4 protein-coding genes are annotated in these 17,103 nt (G+C 73.6%); 1 reads left to right on the plus strand and 3 read right to left on the minus strand.

What is annotated here, in order from left to right:
* The 3 genes from HFV08_RS23995 to HFV08_RS32155 are packed head-to-tail and all read right to left on the minus strand — an operon-like array spanning position 1 to position 15,293.
* Positions 1 to 1,575, minus strand: coding sequence for an FAD-dependent oxidoreductase (locus HFV08_RS23995; protein WP_168542349.1), 1,575 nt, complete (start codon positions 1,573 to 1,575; stop codon positions 1 to 3).
* On the minus strand, positions 1,572 to 2,789 hold the full coding sequence (locus HFV08_RS24000; protein WP_168542351.1) for a macrolide family glycosyltransferase: 1,218 nt from the start codon (positions 2,787 to 2,789) through the stop codon (positions 1,572 to 1,574). The genes HFV08_RS23995 and HFV08_RS24000 overlap by 4 nt, the downstream gene beginning before the upstream one ends.
* A 30-nt stretch (positions 2,790 to 2,819) precedes the next feature.
* Positions 2,820 to 15,293, minus strand: coding sequence for an SDR family NAD(P)-dependent oxidoreductase (locus HFV08_RS32155; RefSeq protein WP_312885802.1), 12,474 nt, complete (start codon positions 15,291 to 15,293; stop codon positions 2,820 to 2,822).
* A gap of 527 nt (positions 15,294 to 15,820) precedes the next feature.
* On the opposite strand from HFV08_RS32155, the gene HFV08_RS24030 reads away from it, so the two are divergent.
* Entirely contained in the window at positions 15,821 to 17,047 is a 1,227-nt protein-coding gene (locus HFV08_RS24030; protein ID WP_210430712.1) for a cytochrome P450 family protein, read from the plus strand.
* The last annotated feature ends 56 nt before the right edge of the window (positions 17,048 to 17,103 follow it).

The raw sequence follows: 17,103 nt of genomic DNA on the forward strand, positions 1-17,103 counted from the left end.
TCACTTCTCGCTGGGGGCCGGGGACCGGGGCGTGAGCCGGTCGAGGTGGGCGAGACTCTCCTCGGGCCGGTCGGCCGGGGCGAGGTGGGCCAGGTGGCCGTCGGGGCGTACCAGGGCGAGCAGCGGCCGGGGCCCGAAGCGGCCGCGCAGCAGGCGGTGCCCGGCGGCGCCGAGGGCGGCCAGGTCGTGCACGCCCGCCCGGCCGGCGAGGGCGGTGCGGGCCCGCGCCACGAGGGCGTCCCACTGCGGGGGCCTGCTGTCGCCGGGCCACACCACGGCCAGGTGCGCGCCCTGCTCCAGGAGCGGGGCGGCCGGGTCGGGGCGGGAGGCGTGGAAGAGCGGCAGCCGGTCGCCGGGCACCGCGCGCCGCCTCAGCGGGGAGCGCCACAGCGGTCCGTTCAGGGGGGCGTAGCTCAGCCCGGTCTGGCTCATCAGGGGTGCGGCGACCCTGGCGAGGAAGCCGGAGGCCTCGGCGGCCCGGATGCCCGCGTCGCGCCCGGCGGCGTCCTCGGGGGTGGGCGGCGCGGAGAGCTCCATCTCGGTGCGGATCAGCGCCCGGATGTGCTCGACCGCCTGCCGCCGCTCGCTGTCGTAGCTGTCGAGGAGGTCCGCGCCGAAGTCGCCGCGGAGCACCCCGGCGAGCTTCCAGCCCAGGTTGAGGGCGTCCCCCAGGCCGAGGTTGAGGCCTTGGCCGCCGAGCGGCACCACCGAGTGCGCGGCGTCCCCGGCGAGCAGGACCCGCCCGGCGCGGAAGCTCTCGGCGACCCCGGGCCGGGGGTAGTAGGTGCGCTTCCACAGCGGCTCGCCGAGCCGGTAGGGGATGCTGGTGCGCGCGTCGACCATGGCCTGCCAGTCCGCGAGCGGCTTCTCGGACCAGTCGTCCTCGCCGGGCATGACGATGGTGGCGAGGCGGCAGATGCCGTCCGGCAGATGGACCAGCGGCAGCAGTCCGGTGCTGCCGTAGTGGTATTCGACGCCGGAGACGGCCGGGCCGGTCAGCGGGAAGTCGCCGAGGGCGATGCCGAGCGGGAAGGGCAGCCCCGGGTAGTCGATGCCGAGCAGCCGCCGGGTGGCGCTGCCCGCGCCGTCGGCGCCGATCAGCCACTCGGGGCTGGTCTCCTCGGTGCGGCCGTCGGCGTGCCGCAGCGTGGCGCGCGGCAGCGGACCGGAGTTGTCGAGCGCCTCCAGGGTGACCCCGCACTCGACGGTGCCGCCGAGTTCCGCCAGGCGCGCCCAGAGCAGATCCTCCAACTCCCGCTGGACGAGGCCGAGTCCGAAGGGGTGCGGGGAGTCGAGGCCGCCAAGCGGGACGGTGCCGAGGCGCTCGCCGCCCGCGAAGAAGCTGACGTCGTGCGCGGGGCGGCCGCGGGCGGTGAGCGCCTTGGTGAGGCCGGTCTTCTCCAGGAGTTCCAGGAGCCGGGGCCAGATCATCACGGCCCGGGAGTGCGGGTCGCTCTCCGCGAGGGAGGGCTTGGAGTCGACGAGGCGTACCGGCACCCCCTGCTGGAGCAGATCGCAGGCGAGCAGGGAGCCGACGGCGCCGCCGCCGACGATGAGTATCCGGGGGTCGTTCACTTCCCGGCCGTCCTTTCCGCCGCGGTCCGCAGCACGTCTTCGACGGCCTCGGCGGCGGCCCTTGCGCCGCCCGCCGCCCGGATCCGCTGCCGCATCCGCGCCGCGTGCTCCGCGATCCGCGGCTCACCGGCCGCCCGGCGTACGGCGTCGAGCAGGGCTCCCGGGGCGGAGTCCGCGGGGTCGAGGCGGATGCCGAGGTGGAGGTCGGCGACGCGGTCGGCGATGATCTCCTGCTCGACCATCTGCGGGACGAGGACCATCGGGGTGGCGAAGGAGAGCGCTTCCATGGTGCTGCCCATGCCGCCGTGGGTGACGAAGACGGCGGCCTGTTCCAGCACCGACAGCTGCGGCACGGACGGGTGCACCTCGACGTTGCCGGGCAGCGCCCCGAGGACGGCCGGGTCGGTGCCCTCCCCCACGGACATCAGGAGGTGGAACTCGCTGCCGTCGAAGGCCTCGACGCAGCGGCGGTAGAAGTCGGTGGCCCGGTTGAAGACGGTGCCCAGGGAGACGTAGACGACCGGCCTGCCGTCCGCGGGGGGCTGCCAGCTCCCCTCGTCATCGCGGCCGCCGAGGCTCGGCCCGACGAAGCGGTAGTGCGGGCCGAAGCTCTCCTCGCGGGGCTGGAACTCCCGCGGCAGGAAAGCCAGGTTGAGTTCCTCCTCGAAGTCCATGAACTCCTCGGTGCCGAGTCCGCCGAGCCCCGCCTCGGCCAGGAAGGCGCCGAGCCGCCGGTCGAACTCCGCGGTGTGGGCCTCGTGTTCGGCGGAGCGGCCGGTGCGCTCCAGCATGGCGTCCATCAGGGCGTAGCCCCGGCTGGAGGCGATGCTGGGGAAGAACTGCACGGCGCGGCAGCCCCAGCGCCGGGCGAGGGCGCGCCCGGCGAAGGGCACGGTGTTGTCGTACACGATCAGATCCGGGCGTCCCTGGGCGAACTGCCGCTCCGCCAGGGCGATCCGCTCCGCGCTGCCGTGCAGGAAGAACAGCGGCAGCGCGCTCGGGTCCCCGGCGGCGAAGGCGCCCGGCGACTGGCCCGGCGAGGTCGCGACGTCATAGCGGCAGACGGTGGCGCCGAGCCGGGTGAGCCGCTCCTCGAAGGCCCCGGTGGTGAAGTACGTGACCTTGTGGCCGCGCGCGGCGAGCTCCGCGACGATGCCGAAGGTCGGCGAGACATGGCCGTGCGCGGCCACGCTGAAAAATGCGATATGTGCCATCAGTTTCCCCAGGTCTCCCGGCCGTGCCGGTCAGATCCCGATCTCCCCGTCCAAGATCTCGAACAGCTCCTCGTCGCTGACGTCCATCGCGGCCCTCGCCTCATCGGACTCCGATTTCCTTGCCGCGCCGCCGACTTGGGCCATCAGCGCGCGTAGTCGTTGCTCGGCGTACCGCTCGGTCGCCGAACCGGGTCCGGCCGCCCTGAGCATCCGCTCCAGCTCGTCGAGCCCGCGGATCACCGACTGCGCGGGCGCGTCCGCGGCCGGGGCCAGCTCCGCCACCAGGTGCTCGGTGAGCGCCGCCGGGGTCGGGAAGTCGAAGACCAGGGTCGGCGTCAGGCTCAGGCCGGTCCGCTCGCCGAGGCGGTTGCGCAGTTCGACGGCGGCGAGCGAGTCGAGCCCGAGTTCCCGGAAGGACTTCTCCCCGGCGATCCGCGCGCCCCCGCCGTGCCCGAGGACGGCAGCCGTCTCCATCTGGACGAGGTCGCCGAGGAGCCGCCCGCGCCGGGCCTCGTCGGCGGCGGCGAGCTGCGCGGCGAGCGGGGGCCCGGCGGCCGGTGCCGGGCGGGGCGCGCGCCGGGGGGCGGCGGCGGGCACGGACTCCTTGACGGCCACCAGGTTCGGGGGGCCTCCGGCGGCGAGCGCGGCGTCGAGCAGGGACAGCGCCTCCTCGTTGACGAGCGGCAGGGTGCCGTGCCGGGCCATCCGGGCGAGGGCGTCCGCGCCGAGGCGCCCCGCCATCCCGCGCTCCTCCGCCCAGGGACCCCACTGCAGGGAGAGCGCGGGCAGCCCGAGCCCGTGCAGATGGACGGCGAAGGCGTCCAGAAAGCCGTTGGCCGCCGCGTAGTTGGCCTGCGCGGGGCTGCCGTGCACCCCGGCCGCGGAGGAGAAGAGCACAAAGGCCCCCGGCGCCTGCTTGGCGGTGACCTCGTGCAGGGCGAGCGCCCCCTCCGCCTTGACCTCCATCACCCGGCTGAACTGCTCCTCGGTGAGCCCGGTCAGCAGCCCGTCGTCGACGATGCCCGCCGCGTGGAAGACCGCCGTCAGCGGCCTGCCGAGCCCCTCCACCACCTGGGCCAGCGCCGCCCGGTCGGTCACCTCGCAGGCGACGAGCGCCACCTCGGCCCCCGATTCCCGTAGCGCGGCGGCCAGTTCGGCGTCCCGCTGCTCTCCCGCGGCACGGCTGAGCAGGACGAGATCGCGGACCCCGTGCGCCCGCACCAGGTGCCGGGCCAGGACCGCGCCGAGCCCGCCGGTACCGCCGGTGATCAGGACCGCGCCACCGCTCAGCTCCGGCCAGGCGTCCCCACCGGGAGCCTGCGCGGGCACCAGCCGCGGTACGTGCAACTCGTCGCCCAGTACGGCCAGTTCGCGCTCCTCGGCGACGAGCGCGGCGGCCGGGAGACCGCTGTCGCTCGCCACCACCTGGATCTTCCCCGGGTGCTCGGACTGCGCGGTCCGCAGCATCGCCCGCACCGCGCCGGAGGCGGTGCCGGTGCCGCTCGCCGGGACGAGCAGCGTCAGCCGCGCGGTCTCGTACAGCGGACTCTCCACCCACTCCCGCAGCAGCGTCGCCGTCTCCCACACCGCCCGCCTCGCCTCGCGTACGGAGTCCTCGGTGCCCGAGGGCCCGGTGAGGTCCAGGGCGCGGACCACGGCGTCCGGCAGCGCGAAGGAGTCCTCCAGCGCCTTCAGGTCGGGGTGGGCGTCCGCCCCGAGGGCCTTCGCCACCCCGGCCGGATCGGCGCCGAGCACCGCCACCTCGCCCGCGAAGGAGGGGAGTTCCCGCGCCAGCGGCTCCCACTCCAGGGTGCGCAGGCCCACGCCCGCGGGCGCGAGGTCCCCGGACCCGGCCCGGCGCAGCTTCAGCGAGGCGATGTGGACGGCCGTGCGACCTGCCACATCCCGTAGATCCAGGGAGAGTTCGTCCTCCCCGAGCCGCCGCAACCGCACCCGGCCCGCGACCGGTTCGGACCCCGCGACCGTCACGCCCTGCCAGACGAACGGCAGCCGCCCGGCGGTGTCCCCGGCCCCCGGGGTGTCGACGAAGCCGGTGTGCAGGGCCGCGTCCAGGAGCGCCGGATGCACCAGGTGCCCGGCGCCGTCCTCGCCCTCCAGGGCCACCTCCGCGAAGATCTCCTCCCCGCGCCGCCATACGGCACGCAGACCGCGCAGGGCGGGACCGTAGCCGAAGCCCATCTCCTCGGCCCGCAGATAGATCTCCGCGGGGTCGAGCTGCTCGGCGTCCCGCGGCGGCCAGGGCTCCTCGAAGGCGGGCGGCGCCTCCGGCTCCGGGCCCAGCACCCCGGTGGCGTGCCGCGTCCAGGCGGCCTCCGGGTCCCCGGCGGCCCGTCCGTACACGGTCACCGACCAGCGCTCCGGCTCCCCTTCCTCGGCCGCCTCCGCCGCGCCGAGCGGGGCCACGGCCACCTGCACCTCGACCGCGGCCGACCCGGTCAGCCTCAGCGGCGCCTGGACGGTCAGCTCCTCCAGCGCACCGGCGCCCGCCACCCGGCCCGCGTACAGCGCCATCTCCACGAAGCCCGTGCCCGGCAGCAGCACCGCCGAGCCGACCGCATGGTCCGCCAGCCAGGGGTGCGTACGCACCGAGAGCCGCCCGGTGAACAGGAGTTCCGCCGACCCGGCCCGCTCGACAATGCCGTCGAGCAGCGGATGCGCCCCCGGCTCGTACGAGGCGCCGCTGCGCGGACGCGGCCAGTAGCGCACCTTCCGGAAGGCGTAGGTGGGCAGCGGCACCCGCCTGGCGGGCCGACCGAGGCAGGCGGCCCAGTCCACCGGGACCTCCCAGCGGAACAGCTCACCCCACAGGGCCGCCACGGTATGCGGCTCGGACCGGTCCCGGCGCAGCACGGCGGCGAAGGCACGGGGCGCCCGCGACGGCTGCCCGGCCCCGACTGCGCCCGGCACCGCTCCGGACGCGCCGAGGCAGTCCTGCGCCAGCGCCGTGAGGACCGCGTCGGGGCCGAGTTCGAGGAAGCGGGTGACTCCTGCGTCGGCGAGGGTGCGTATGCCGTCGTGGAAGAGGACCGTCTGCCGGACGTGGCGTACCCAGTAGTCCGGAGAGGTGAGCTCGGCGGGCTGCGCCAGCTCGCCGGTCACGTTCGAGACGAGCGGGATGCGGGGCTCGGACAGGCTCAACCCGCCCACGACCGCCGCGAATTCGGCAAGCATCGGGTCCATACGCGGGGAATGGAACGCATGGCTCACCGCGAGCCGCTTCACGCGGTGACCAGCCTGGCGCGCCGCCTCCTCGATCTCCGCTACCGCGTCCGCGTCACCGGACAGTACGCACGCCAACGGACCGTTCACCGCGGCCACTTCCACGCGGTCGACGTAACCCGCACACAGACGGGCAGCCTCCTCCGCCGCCACGGAAACCGCGAGCATCGCACCACCCGACGGCAGAGCCTGCATCAACCGGCCCCGCGCCACCACGAGTTGAGCAGCATCCGCGAGCGAGAACACCCCTGCCACATGCGCGGCAGCAATCTCACCGATCGAATGCCCCAGCAGGAAGTCCGGCCGCACACCCCACGACTCCACCAACCGGAACAACGCCACTTCCAGAGCGAAGAGAGCGGGCTGCCCCCACCCGGTCCGGTTCAGCTCCTCTGCCTTTCCGCCGAAGACGACGCCCTTCAGCGATCGGCCCAAGTGACGGTCGAGTTCCGCGCACACCGCGTCGAAAGCCTCGGCGAAGGCGGGGAACGACTCGTACAACTCCCGTCCCATGTCCGGCCGTTGCGCACCCTGCCCCGTGAACAGGAAGGCGAGACCGCCCGGTTGGACGGAGGTTGCTTCCGGGGTGGCGGCGGCAAGGGCGTCGAGGACGGCGGCCGGGTCGCGGGGGTCGGCGAGAGGTGCCGTGCGGTAGGGGAAGGAGGTGCGGGACTGGGCGAGGGCGCGGCCGACCTCGGTGAGCGCGAGGTCCGGGTGCGCGGCGAGATGGGCGCGCAGACGGTCGGCCTGGTCCCGCAGGGCCTCGGGGCTGGGCGCGGAGAGCAGCAGGGGTACGGGGACTCGTGCCACCGGGGTCTGGCCCTCGGAGGGCTGCTCCGCCGGGGCCTGGCCGAGGTCCGGGCCCGATATCTCTTCGAGGAAGGCGGGTGCCTCTTCGAGGATGACGTGGGCGTTGGTGCCGCTGATCCCGAAGGAAGAGACGGCAGCCCGACGCGGCCGGTCCGCAGCTCCCGGCCAGGCGCGCTCGCCGGTCAGCAGCTCCACCGCACCCGAGGACCAGTCCACATGCGGACTCGGCTCGTCCACGTGCAGGGTGCGCGGCAGCAAGCCTTCCCGCATCGCCCACACCATCTTCAGTACGCCCGCCACACCGGCGGCCGCCTGCGTATGCCCGAGGTTCGACTTCACCGAACCCAGCCACAGCGGACGGTCCCCGGCCCGCTCCTCGCCGTACGTGGCGAGCAAGGCCTGCGCCTCGATCGGATCGCCCAGCGCGGTCCCCGTACCGTGCGCCTCCACCGCGTCCACATCCCCGCCCGACAGACCGGAGTTGGCGAGCGCCTGACGGATCACCCGCTGCTGCGAAGGACCGTTCGGCGCCGACAGGCCATTGGACGCACCGTCCTGATTGATGGCCGAACCGCGCACCACCGCCAGCACCTCGTGCCCGTTGCGCCGCGCGTCCGACAACCGCTCCACCAGAAGCAGGCCCACACCCTCGCCCCAGCCGGTGCCCTCCGCGTCCGCCGCGAAGGCGCGGCACCGGCCGTCGGCAGCGAGCCCGCGCTGACGGCTGAAGTCCACGAAGGCCTGGGGGGTGGACATGACGGTGACGCCGCCCGCGAGCGCGAGGCTGCACTCACCGCGCCGCAGCGACTCCGCCGCCAGATGCAGCGCGACCAGCGAGGACGAGCACGCCGTGTCCACGGTCAGCGCCGGGCCCTCGAACCCGTAGAAGTACGACAGACGGCCGGAGGCGACGCTGACGGCGCCACCGGTGCCGAGGTAGCCCTCCAGGTCCTCGGCGGAACGGGCGACCAGGGAGGTGTAGTCCTGGCCGTTGGAGCCGACGAAGACCCCGGTCCGGCTGCCGCGCAGCGAGCCGGGCAGCACCCCGGCGTTCTCCAGGAGTTCCCAGGAGGTCTCCAGGAGCAGCCGCTGCTGCGGATCCATCGCCAGCGCCTCACGCGGCGAGATCCCGAAGAACTCCGCGTCGAAATCAGCCACTTGGCGGAGGAAGCCACCCTGGGTGGCGTATGTCGTCCCAGGGACCTCCGGGTCCGAGGCGAACAGGCCTTCCAGATCCCAGCCCCGGTCCTCGGGGAACGGTCCGACCGCGTCCCCGCCCGAGGCCACCAGCTCCCACAACTCCTCCGGCGAACGCACCCCACCCGGGAACCGGCACGCCGCCCCCACCAGCACGATCGGGTCGTCGCCGGTGGTGACGGGGTGCGGGAGGGCGGCCTCCCGTGCCGCCTCCGGGTCGCCGAGCAGTTCGGTGCGCAGGAAGGCGGCGAGCACCTCGGGGCTCGGCCGGTCGAAGGCGAGCGAGGCGGGCAGGGCCAGCCCGGTGGCGAGGGCGAGGCGGTTGCGCAGTTCCACCGAGGCGAGCGAGTCGAAGCCGAGGGCCCGGAAGGACTTCGCCGGGTCGACCGCTTCGGCGGACTCGTGCATCAGCAGTTCGGCGGCGTGCGTACGGATCAACTCGACCAGCCGCGCCTGCTGTTGGTCTGCCGGGCGGCCGGTGAGGGAGGCGAGGAGCGCGTTCGGCCCGGCGTCCTCGGGGGCGGTGGGCGCGGCCGGCAGCGCGAGCAGCTGCCGCAGCAGTCCGCGCTGCGCCACCGCCGCGGCGCCGTGCGCCTGCCCGTACCGCTCCCAGTCGACATCGGCGGCGAGTACCGCGGTCCGGCCCGACCGCAGTACGGCCTCCAGGGCGCCGAGCGCGGCGCGGGCCCGCATCGGGCGCATCCCGGTGCGGCGCAGGCGCTCGCGGACGGTCGCCACCTCCGCGGCCATGCCCTCGCCCTCCCAGGCGCCCCAGGCCACCGCCGTCGCGGGCAGCCCCTCCTGGCGGCGGCGGACGGCCAGCGCGTCCAAGGCCGCATTTGCCATCGCGTAGTTGGCCTGGCCCGCCGCGCCGACGACTCCCGCGAGCGAGGAGAACAGCACGAAGGTGTCGAGGGGGTACGCGCGGGTCAGCCGGTCCAGGTGCAGCGCGCCGCCCGTCTTGGCGGCGAGCACCCGCTCCACGCGCTCCGGGGTCAGGGCGGTGAGGACCCCGTCGTCCAGGACGCCCGCTGCGTGCACCACGCCGGTCAGGGGACGGTCGGCCGGGATGCCGTCGAGCAGCGCGGCCAGCGCCTCACCGTCCGCCACATCGCAGGCGGCGAGGGCCACCTCGGCGCCCAACTCCACCAGTTCTGCCCGGAGTTCGGCGGCACCCGGGGCATCGGGGCCCCGGCGGCCGGTGAGCAGCAGATGGGCGACGCCCGCCTTCGCGAGGTGCCGGGCCACCTTCGCACCGAGCGCGCCGGTGCCGCCCGTCACGAGGACCGTGCCCGTGCCGGAGGCGGCCCAGGGTTCACCGGTCTCCGCCGCCGCCCGCGGCTTCGGGACGGCGACCAGGCGCCGCGCATGGGCGCCGTCCGCCCGCACGGCCACCTCGCCCTCCGCCGACCCGCCCATGAGCTGGGCGGCGAAGGCACGGGCCACGGACGCATGGGCCGCGTCCCCGTCGCCGTCCTCGTACGCCTCCGGCTCGGGGAGGTCGACGAGTCCGCCCCAGGTGCCGGGCGCCTCCAGCGCGGCGACGCGGCCGAGCCCCCAGAGCTGCGCCTGATCGACCCGCACGCGGCCCTGCTCCCGCGCGGCGCGGGAGCCGCCCTCCGGGGCAGGGGCGCCCTCGGGCGAGCCCACCTCCACGGCACCGCGGGTGACCAGGTGAAGGCGCGCCTCGGTTCCGCAGTCGGCCGCGGCCTGCAGCAGCAACAGGCCGTGCAGCGGGGCGTGTTCACCGTGCAGCAGGGCGACGATCCTGCTCGGCCGGGCCGGGGCGGTGGCCTGGGACAGCTGCTCGGCGAGCGCGGCGCGGTCCAGCCCGTCGGTCAGCGGCAGCCGTACGACCTCGGCTCCCGCCGCCGCCAGCGCCGCCAGGCACTCCCCGGTGAACGCGTCCTCGGTGTCCGTCACCGCGAGCCAGGTACCGGCGCCGCCGACGCCTCCGACCTGAGCCGGACCGCCGGTGCCCGGGGCGAGGTCCAGGGGCTCCCAGACGACCTCGTACAGCAGCTCCTCGGCACGGGGGCCGCCACCAGCCGCCTTCATGGGGAGCGAGGGCCAGTAGCGCCGCCCCTGGAAGGCATAGGTGGGGAGTGGGACACGTGTCGTGGGCGAACTCCCGTACACGGCACGCCAGTCGGGGACAACACCGGCACAGAACAGGGCACCGAGCGCGGCAGCGGCCGAACGCTCCTCACCGGCGTCACTTCGGAGCACCGGCACCGCAACCGGGTCCGCTTCCTCCCCCGCAGCGGGCAGAGCCTCCCGCACCAAGGCGGTCAGGACCGCTTCCGGGCCCAGTTCGAGAAAACGGGTCACTCCCGCGTCGGCGAGAGTGCGTACGCCGTCATAGAAGAGAACGGTCTGCCGGACATGGCGTACCCAGTAGTCCGGAGAGGTCAGCTCGGCGGGCTGCGCCAGCTCACCGGTCACATTCGAGACGAGCGGGATCCGGGGCTCCGACAACGTCAACCCGCGTACGACCATGGCGAAGTCGGCAAGCATCGGGTCCATACGCGGGGAATGGAACGCATGACTCACCGCGAGCCGCTTCACCCGGTGACCAGCCTCACGCGCCGCCTCCTCGATCTCCGCCACCGCATCCGCGTCACCGGACAGCACGCACGCCAACGGACCGTTCACCGCGGCCACTTCCACCCGGCCCACGTAACCCGCACACAGCCGGGCAGCCTCCTCCGCCGGGACCGACACCGCGAGCATCGCACCACCCGACGGCAACGCCTGCATCAACCGGCCCCGCGCCCCGACAAGTTGAGCCGCATCCGCGAGCGAGAACACCCCCGCCACATGCGCGGCAGCAATCTCACCGATCGAATGCCCCAGAAGGAAGTCCGGCCGCACACCCCACGACTCCACCAACCGGAACAACGCCACTTCCACAGCGAACAACGCAGGCTGCGCCCACCCCGTCCGCTCCAACAACTCGGCCTCCCCACCGAAGACAACAGCCTTCAGCGACTCACCCGCGCTCAGGCAAGCGTCCAGCTCCGCACACACCGCATCGAAAGCCTCCGCGAAGACGGGAAACGCCTCGTACAACTCCCGTCCCATCCCCGCCCGTTGCGCCCCCTGCCCCGTGAAAAGGAAGGCTGAGGCGCCGCCTTGGGGTGCGCCCTTGCCCCGGAAGGTGTCCGGTGTCGGGGTGCCCTCGGCAAGCGCGGAGAGCGCGCGCAGCAGAGTGTCCCTGTCCTGGGCGGGGAACGCGGCGCGGTGCTCCAGGGTGGCGCGGGTGGTGGCGAGGGTGAACGCGGCGTCACGTAGCGGGAGTTCGGGGCGTTCGGTGAGGTGCGCGTGCAGGGCGGCGGCCTGGGCGCGCAGGCCCGGCTCGCTGCGGGCGGAGAGGACGAGCGGAGCCGCCCAGCCGGGTGCCGCCGCGGTGTCCCGGGGGTTCTCCTCCCCGGCAGCGGGCGCGGGCGCCTCTTCGAGGATGACGTGGGCGTTGGTGCCGCTGATCCCGAAGGAGGACACGGCAGCCCGACGCGGCCGGTCCGCAGCTCCCGGCCAGGCGCGCTCGCCGGTCAGCAGCTCCACCGCACCCGAGGACCAGTCCACATGCGGACTCGGCTCGTCCACGTGCAAGGTGCGCGGCAGCAGACCCTCGCGCATCGCCCACACCATCTTCAGTACGCCCGCCACACCGGCCGCCGCCTGCGTATGCCCGAGGTTCGACTTCACCGCGCCGACCAGCAGCGGACGGCCCTCGGCCCGCTCCTGCCCGTAGGTCGCGAGCAGGGCCTGTGCCTCGATCGGATCGCCGAGCGCGGTCCCGGTACCGTGCGCCTCAACCGCGTCCACATCCCCAGCCGACAGACCGGAGTTGGCGAGCGCCTGACGGATCACCCGCTGCTGGGAAGGGCCGTTCGGGGCGGACAGGCCGTTGGACGCACCGTCCTGGTTGACCGCCGAACCGCGCACCACTGCCAGCACCTCGTGCCCGTTGCGCCGCGCGTCCGACAACCGCTCCACCAGAAGCAGGCCCACACCCTCCGACCAGCCGGTGCCGTCCGCCGCGGCGGCGAAGGGCTTGCAGCGGCCGTCGGCGGCGAGTCCGCGCTGACGGCTGAAGTCCACGAAGGAGGCCGAGGTCGACATCACCGCGACGCCGCCCGCGAGCGCGAGGCTGCACTCACCGCGCCGCAGCGACTCCGCCGCCAGGTGCAGCGCGACCAGCGAGGACGAGCACGCCGTGTCCACGGTCAGGGCCGGGCCCTCGAACCCGTAGAAGTACGACAGACGGCCGGAGAGCACGCTGCCCGCGAGGCCGGTGCTCAGATATCCGTCGAGTCCGGGCTCCTCGGTGAGGCGCTGGGCGTAGTCGTGGTACATCTGCCCGGCGAAGACACCGGTGCGGCTGCCGCGCAGGGAGTCGGGGTCGATGCCCGCGTTCTCCAGGAGTTCCCAGGAGGTCTCCAGGAGCAGCCGCTGCTGCGGATCCATCGCCAGCGCCTCACGCGGCGAGATCCCGAAGAACTCGGCGTCGAAATCAGCCACTTGACCGAGGAAACCGCCCTGGGTCGCATACGTGGTCCCGGGCACCTCCGGGTCCGAGGCGAACAGCCCCTCCAGATCCCAGCCCCGGTCCTCGGGGAACGGCCCGACCGCGTCCCCGCCCGAGGCCACCAACTCCCACAACTCCTCCGGCGAACGCACCCCACCCGGGAACCGGCACGCCGCCCCCACCAGCACAATCGGGTCGTCCTCGCTGCTCAGGGGCTGCGCGGCGGTGGCCGGTACGGGTGCGGGGGCGCCGAGCAGCGCGGTGTGCAGGTGGTCGGCGAGGGCGCCGGGGTTCGGGTGGTCGAAGGCGGCGGAGGCGGGCAGCGCGAGACCGGTCTCGGCGACCAGGCGGTTGCGCAGTTCGACCGAGGCGAGTGAGTCGAAGCCGAGGGAGCGGAAGGGTTTACGCGCGTCGCCGCTGTCCGAAAACGGGGTGCCGAGGACATCGGAGAGGGCGCGGCCGACCAGGGTGAGGAGGCGGCCGCGCCGTGCGGGTCCGGTCAGGGCGCCCAGTGCCTCGGCGAGCCGGGCGGCGCGGTCGGGGTCCGGGGCGAGCGCGGTGGGCAGCGCGGGCGCGGGCAGGTCGGTGGCGCGCACCCGTACCTCGGTGGCTCCTTCGAGGAGGGCGGCGTCGAGGGCGTCCCGGAGTCCGGCCGGGGTGACGCCGGGCTCAATGCCGAGGAGGAGGACCGTCCGTCCGGCGGCGGTGAGTTCACCGGTCAACTGCCGGGCTTCCGCTGCCCAGTTGGCGGCCTCGAGCGCGCTCTCTTCGGTGGCGGCCGTCTCCGGGACGACGACCACCAGCGCATGGTCCGGGTGCCGTGCCGCGGTGGCGCGCCAGGCTTCGCGGGCGGTCTCCTGGTGCACGTCCGGGCAGCCGTGCTGGGTGGCGAGGTGGTCGGCCAGTTGGCGTATCGGATCCGGTGCCGGGCCCTCGGCGGCTCCGGGCGCCGTGGCGGACGGGGAGTCGGCGGGTCCGGGGCCGTCCCCCGTCCGATCGGTGGGGCCGGTCGCCCCGGGAGGCACGGTGCCCGGGGTCAGCAGCAGTACGGGCCGTCCGGCGAGAGGGCTGGTGTCCTCGGCCGGGAGGGTGGCGGGCAGGGCCGGGTGACCGGGGGCCGCGGCGAGCAGGCGGGGGTGGTGGCTCGCGGTGGCGGCGAGCAGGCGGGAGGGCTCCTCGGCGACCAGGCGGCGCAGGGTCTTGCCGGAGGCGGTCCGCGGTATCCGCCCGGTCAGGCGCAGTTCGGCGGGCACCTTGAAGTAGGCGAGGCGTTCCCGCAGCCGCCGTACCAGGGCGGCGACGGGCAGCCGGTGGCCCGGCCTCGGCACCAGATAGGCCACCGGGACCTCGCCGAGCCGGGTGTGCGGGCGGGCGACGACGGCGGCGTCGGCGACCTCGGGGCTCTCCCGGAGCACGTCCTCGATCTCGGCGGGGTGCATGTTCTCGCCGCCGCGGATGATGAGTTCCTTGAGGCGGCCGGTGATGCGCAGATAGCCGTCCTCGTCGAGGGTTCCCATATCGCCGGTGCGGTACCAGCCGTCGTGGAAGGCGCGGGCGCTCTGTTCGGGGGCGCGATGGTAGCCGGTCATCAGGCTCGGCGACGACACCCAGATCTCGCCCTCCTCGCCGGCCGCGCGGTCCCGCCGCGTCCGGGGGTCGACGACCCGTACCCCGATTCCGGGCACCGCCTTGCCGCAGGAGCCGGGCCTGCGGGGCTCGTGGAGGGTGTTGCAGGTGATGACGCCGGTGGTCTCGGAGCTTCCGTAGCTGTCGATCAGGGGCACGCCGAAGGCGGTCCTGAAGCGTTCGCCGAGCGCGGCGCCGGTGAGGGCGCCCGCCACCAGGAGGGCCCGCAGTCCGCCAAGCGCGGGGGCGATCTCCTCGGCGGCGGCGACCAGTTGGTGGAGCGTCGCCGGAACGGCCGCCATCAGGCTGTACTGCCCGTCGCGGAGTTCGGCGAGGACCTCGTCGGGTGCGAAATCGGCCATGATCCGGGCGGTCGCCCCGGCGGTGACCACCCCGAGGACGCAGAGGTTGAAGGCGAAGCTGTGGTGCAGGGGCAGCGGCCACAGCAGGCGGTCCCCCGGCTCGATGCCGAGCAGGGCGGTATAGCCGTGGGCGGCGGACCAGAGTCCGGCGTACTGGGTGGAGAGCACGCCCTTGGGTGCGCCGGTCGTGCCGGAGGTGTAGAGCATCCACGCGAGGTCCTCGGGGCGCATGCCGTCCCGGGCGGGCGCGGTGGGCTCGGTGGTCCGCAGGGTGCGGTGGTCGTGCAGCCGGGGATCACCCTCAGTGATCTTTCCGGAATCGGCGACCACCACCCGGTGCAGGCGGCCGGAACCCTCGTCCAGGGCCCGGAACAGATCGGCTCGGGATTCGTCCGTGATGACGAGAACGGCCTCGGAGTCGGTGAGAATGTGCGCGATCTCGACGTCCGAGGAATGCGGGTTCACGGGAATTCCGACGAGTTCCGCGCGGGTGAGTGCGAGCGCGCTCTCCACCATTTCCACGCGGTTACCGAGGCAGATAAGGGCATTGCTGCCGGGGGCGATTCCCCATTCGGCGAAATGTCCCGCGAGGCGGGCGGTGGAGGACTCCAAAGCGGAGTAGGTGAGGCTGCGCGCCTTGTCAACGTAGGCGATCACCTCGGGACGCTCCAGGGCATGCGTCCGCAGAATGTCCGCAAGCGTACGGACGGGAGCAGTGCCCACCCCGTGACCCCCCACTCAAGTAGCCCCTGTTATATGGCTGTTGACGGCGTGTCAGTGCAGCACAAGAGCGTGCCTTTTGAGCAGTTCTCCCGTGTCGCGGTCCGAGAGCCGGTGAGCCGTTTCGGGCCGACACTAAGGGAAGGGGAGGCACAGATCAATGAGTGTTGCGCTCGTCACATAGATGGGACGTTTGCCCCGCCCCCACCTGGGAGCTGACGGGACGTCAAACCGGACGGGCGGCACGGTCGCCGGCCGACCGGAAGCCGGACGGGGAACACATGGAGGGTACACAGGGTTCCCCGCCGTCACTCTCCGCAGCCTCCCGGGTGCGGCGCTGACAGCCGGACGGGCCCGCTGTACGCTCACGCGGAGAAGGACGGGGCCGGCACCGGACCCGACCGGTCCGCACTGGGCAGTCCCCGGAGAACTCCCGTGGGACCGGCCAATTCCCGCAATCCGCGCGGTACCCGGGTTCCCCCGGGTTCTCCCGCGCTCACCGGGTTCCCTGTCGCCTCTTCGCCGTACCCAGCAAGGAGTTCCTGGTGAGCCTGCCCCTCATGGACGAGGAGTTCTTGACCAATCCCTACCCTGCTTACGACAGACTGCAGGCCGGGGGACCCGTGCACCGCATGCTGCTGCCCAGTGGCCTGAAAGTGTGGGCGGTGGTCAGTTATGAGGAGTCCCGCAAGGCGCTCGCTCATCCCTCGCTGTCCAAGGACATCGATGCCTCCGTCCAACTCGGCTATTTCGACCGGGAGATGTCCGAGGGCGGTACGCCCCGCCTGGAGCACAGCTCGGTCGGGCAGCACATGCTGAACATGGACCCGCCGGACCACACCCGGCTGCGCAAGCTCGTCAACCGGGCCCTGACCGCACGCAGCGTGAAGCGCCTGGAGCCGGTGATCGAGGAGATCAGCACGGCCCTCCTGGACGCCGTGGAGCTGCGGGCCGCCGAGTCCGCCGACGGCAGCGTCGACCTGGTCGAGGAGTACACGGCGAAGTTCCCGGTCCAGGTGCTCGGGCGGCTGCTCGGTATCACCGAGGAGCACTTCCCGGTACTGGTCTCGCTGACCGCCGCGATCATGTCCAACGACAACGAGAACGCCGGGGCCAATATGGCCAGGTTCGGGCAGCACCTCGGCGAGATGATCCGGCTCAAGCGCGCCGATCCCGGCGAGGACCTGGTCAGCGCGCTCATCCAGGCCCGGGACGAGGACGCGAAGCTCAGCGACATCGAGCTGATCTCCACGGTCTTCCTGCTGGTCGTCGCGGGCTACGAGACCACGGTCAACATGATCGGCCACGGCCTGCGCGCGCTGCTCAACCACCCCGGGCAGCTCGCCGAACTGCGCGCCGACCCGAGCCTGATCCCGGGGGCCAACGAGGAGTTCCTGCGCTACGAGGGCCCGGGCAACCGCGCCACCCTGCGCTTCGCGACCGAGCCCTTCGAACTCGGCGGGGTGACCATCGGCACCGGCGAGTACGTCTCGGTGCTGCTCGGCTCCGCCAACCGCGACGGGGCCCAGTTCGCCTGCCCGCACCAGCTCGACGTCAAGCGCTCCACCACCGGGCACCTCGGCTTCGGCCACGGCATCCACTACTGCGTGGGCGCCCCGCTCGCCCGGCTGGAGATGGAGATCGCGCTGCGGCATCTGCTCACCCGCTTCCCGGACCTCGAACTCGCCGTCCCCGACGCCGAGTTGCGCTGGCGCAAGAGCTTCATGATGCAGGGCCTGGAGCGGCTGCCGGTGCGGCTGCACAAGGGCTGAGCAAGGACTGAGCAGGGCGGGAAAGGGTCCGCGGGAGGCGCCGGTCACGGCTCCCC

The organism is Streptomyces physcomitrii (assembly GCF_012273655.1).
Taxonomy (GTDB): domain Bacteria; phylum Actinomycetota; class Actinomycetes; order Streptomycetales; family Streptomycetaceae; genus Streptomyces; species Streptomyces physcomitrii.

Excerpts from the sequence above, each read along its gene's own strand:
- HFV08_RS24000 (WP_168542351.1), bottom strand. The coding sequence starts at position 2,789 with ATGGCACATATCGCATTTTTCAGCGTGGCCGCGCACGGCCATGTCTCG.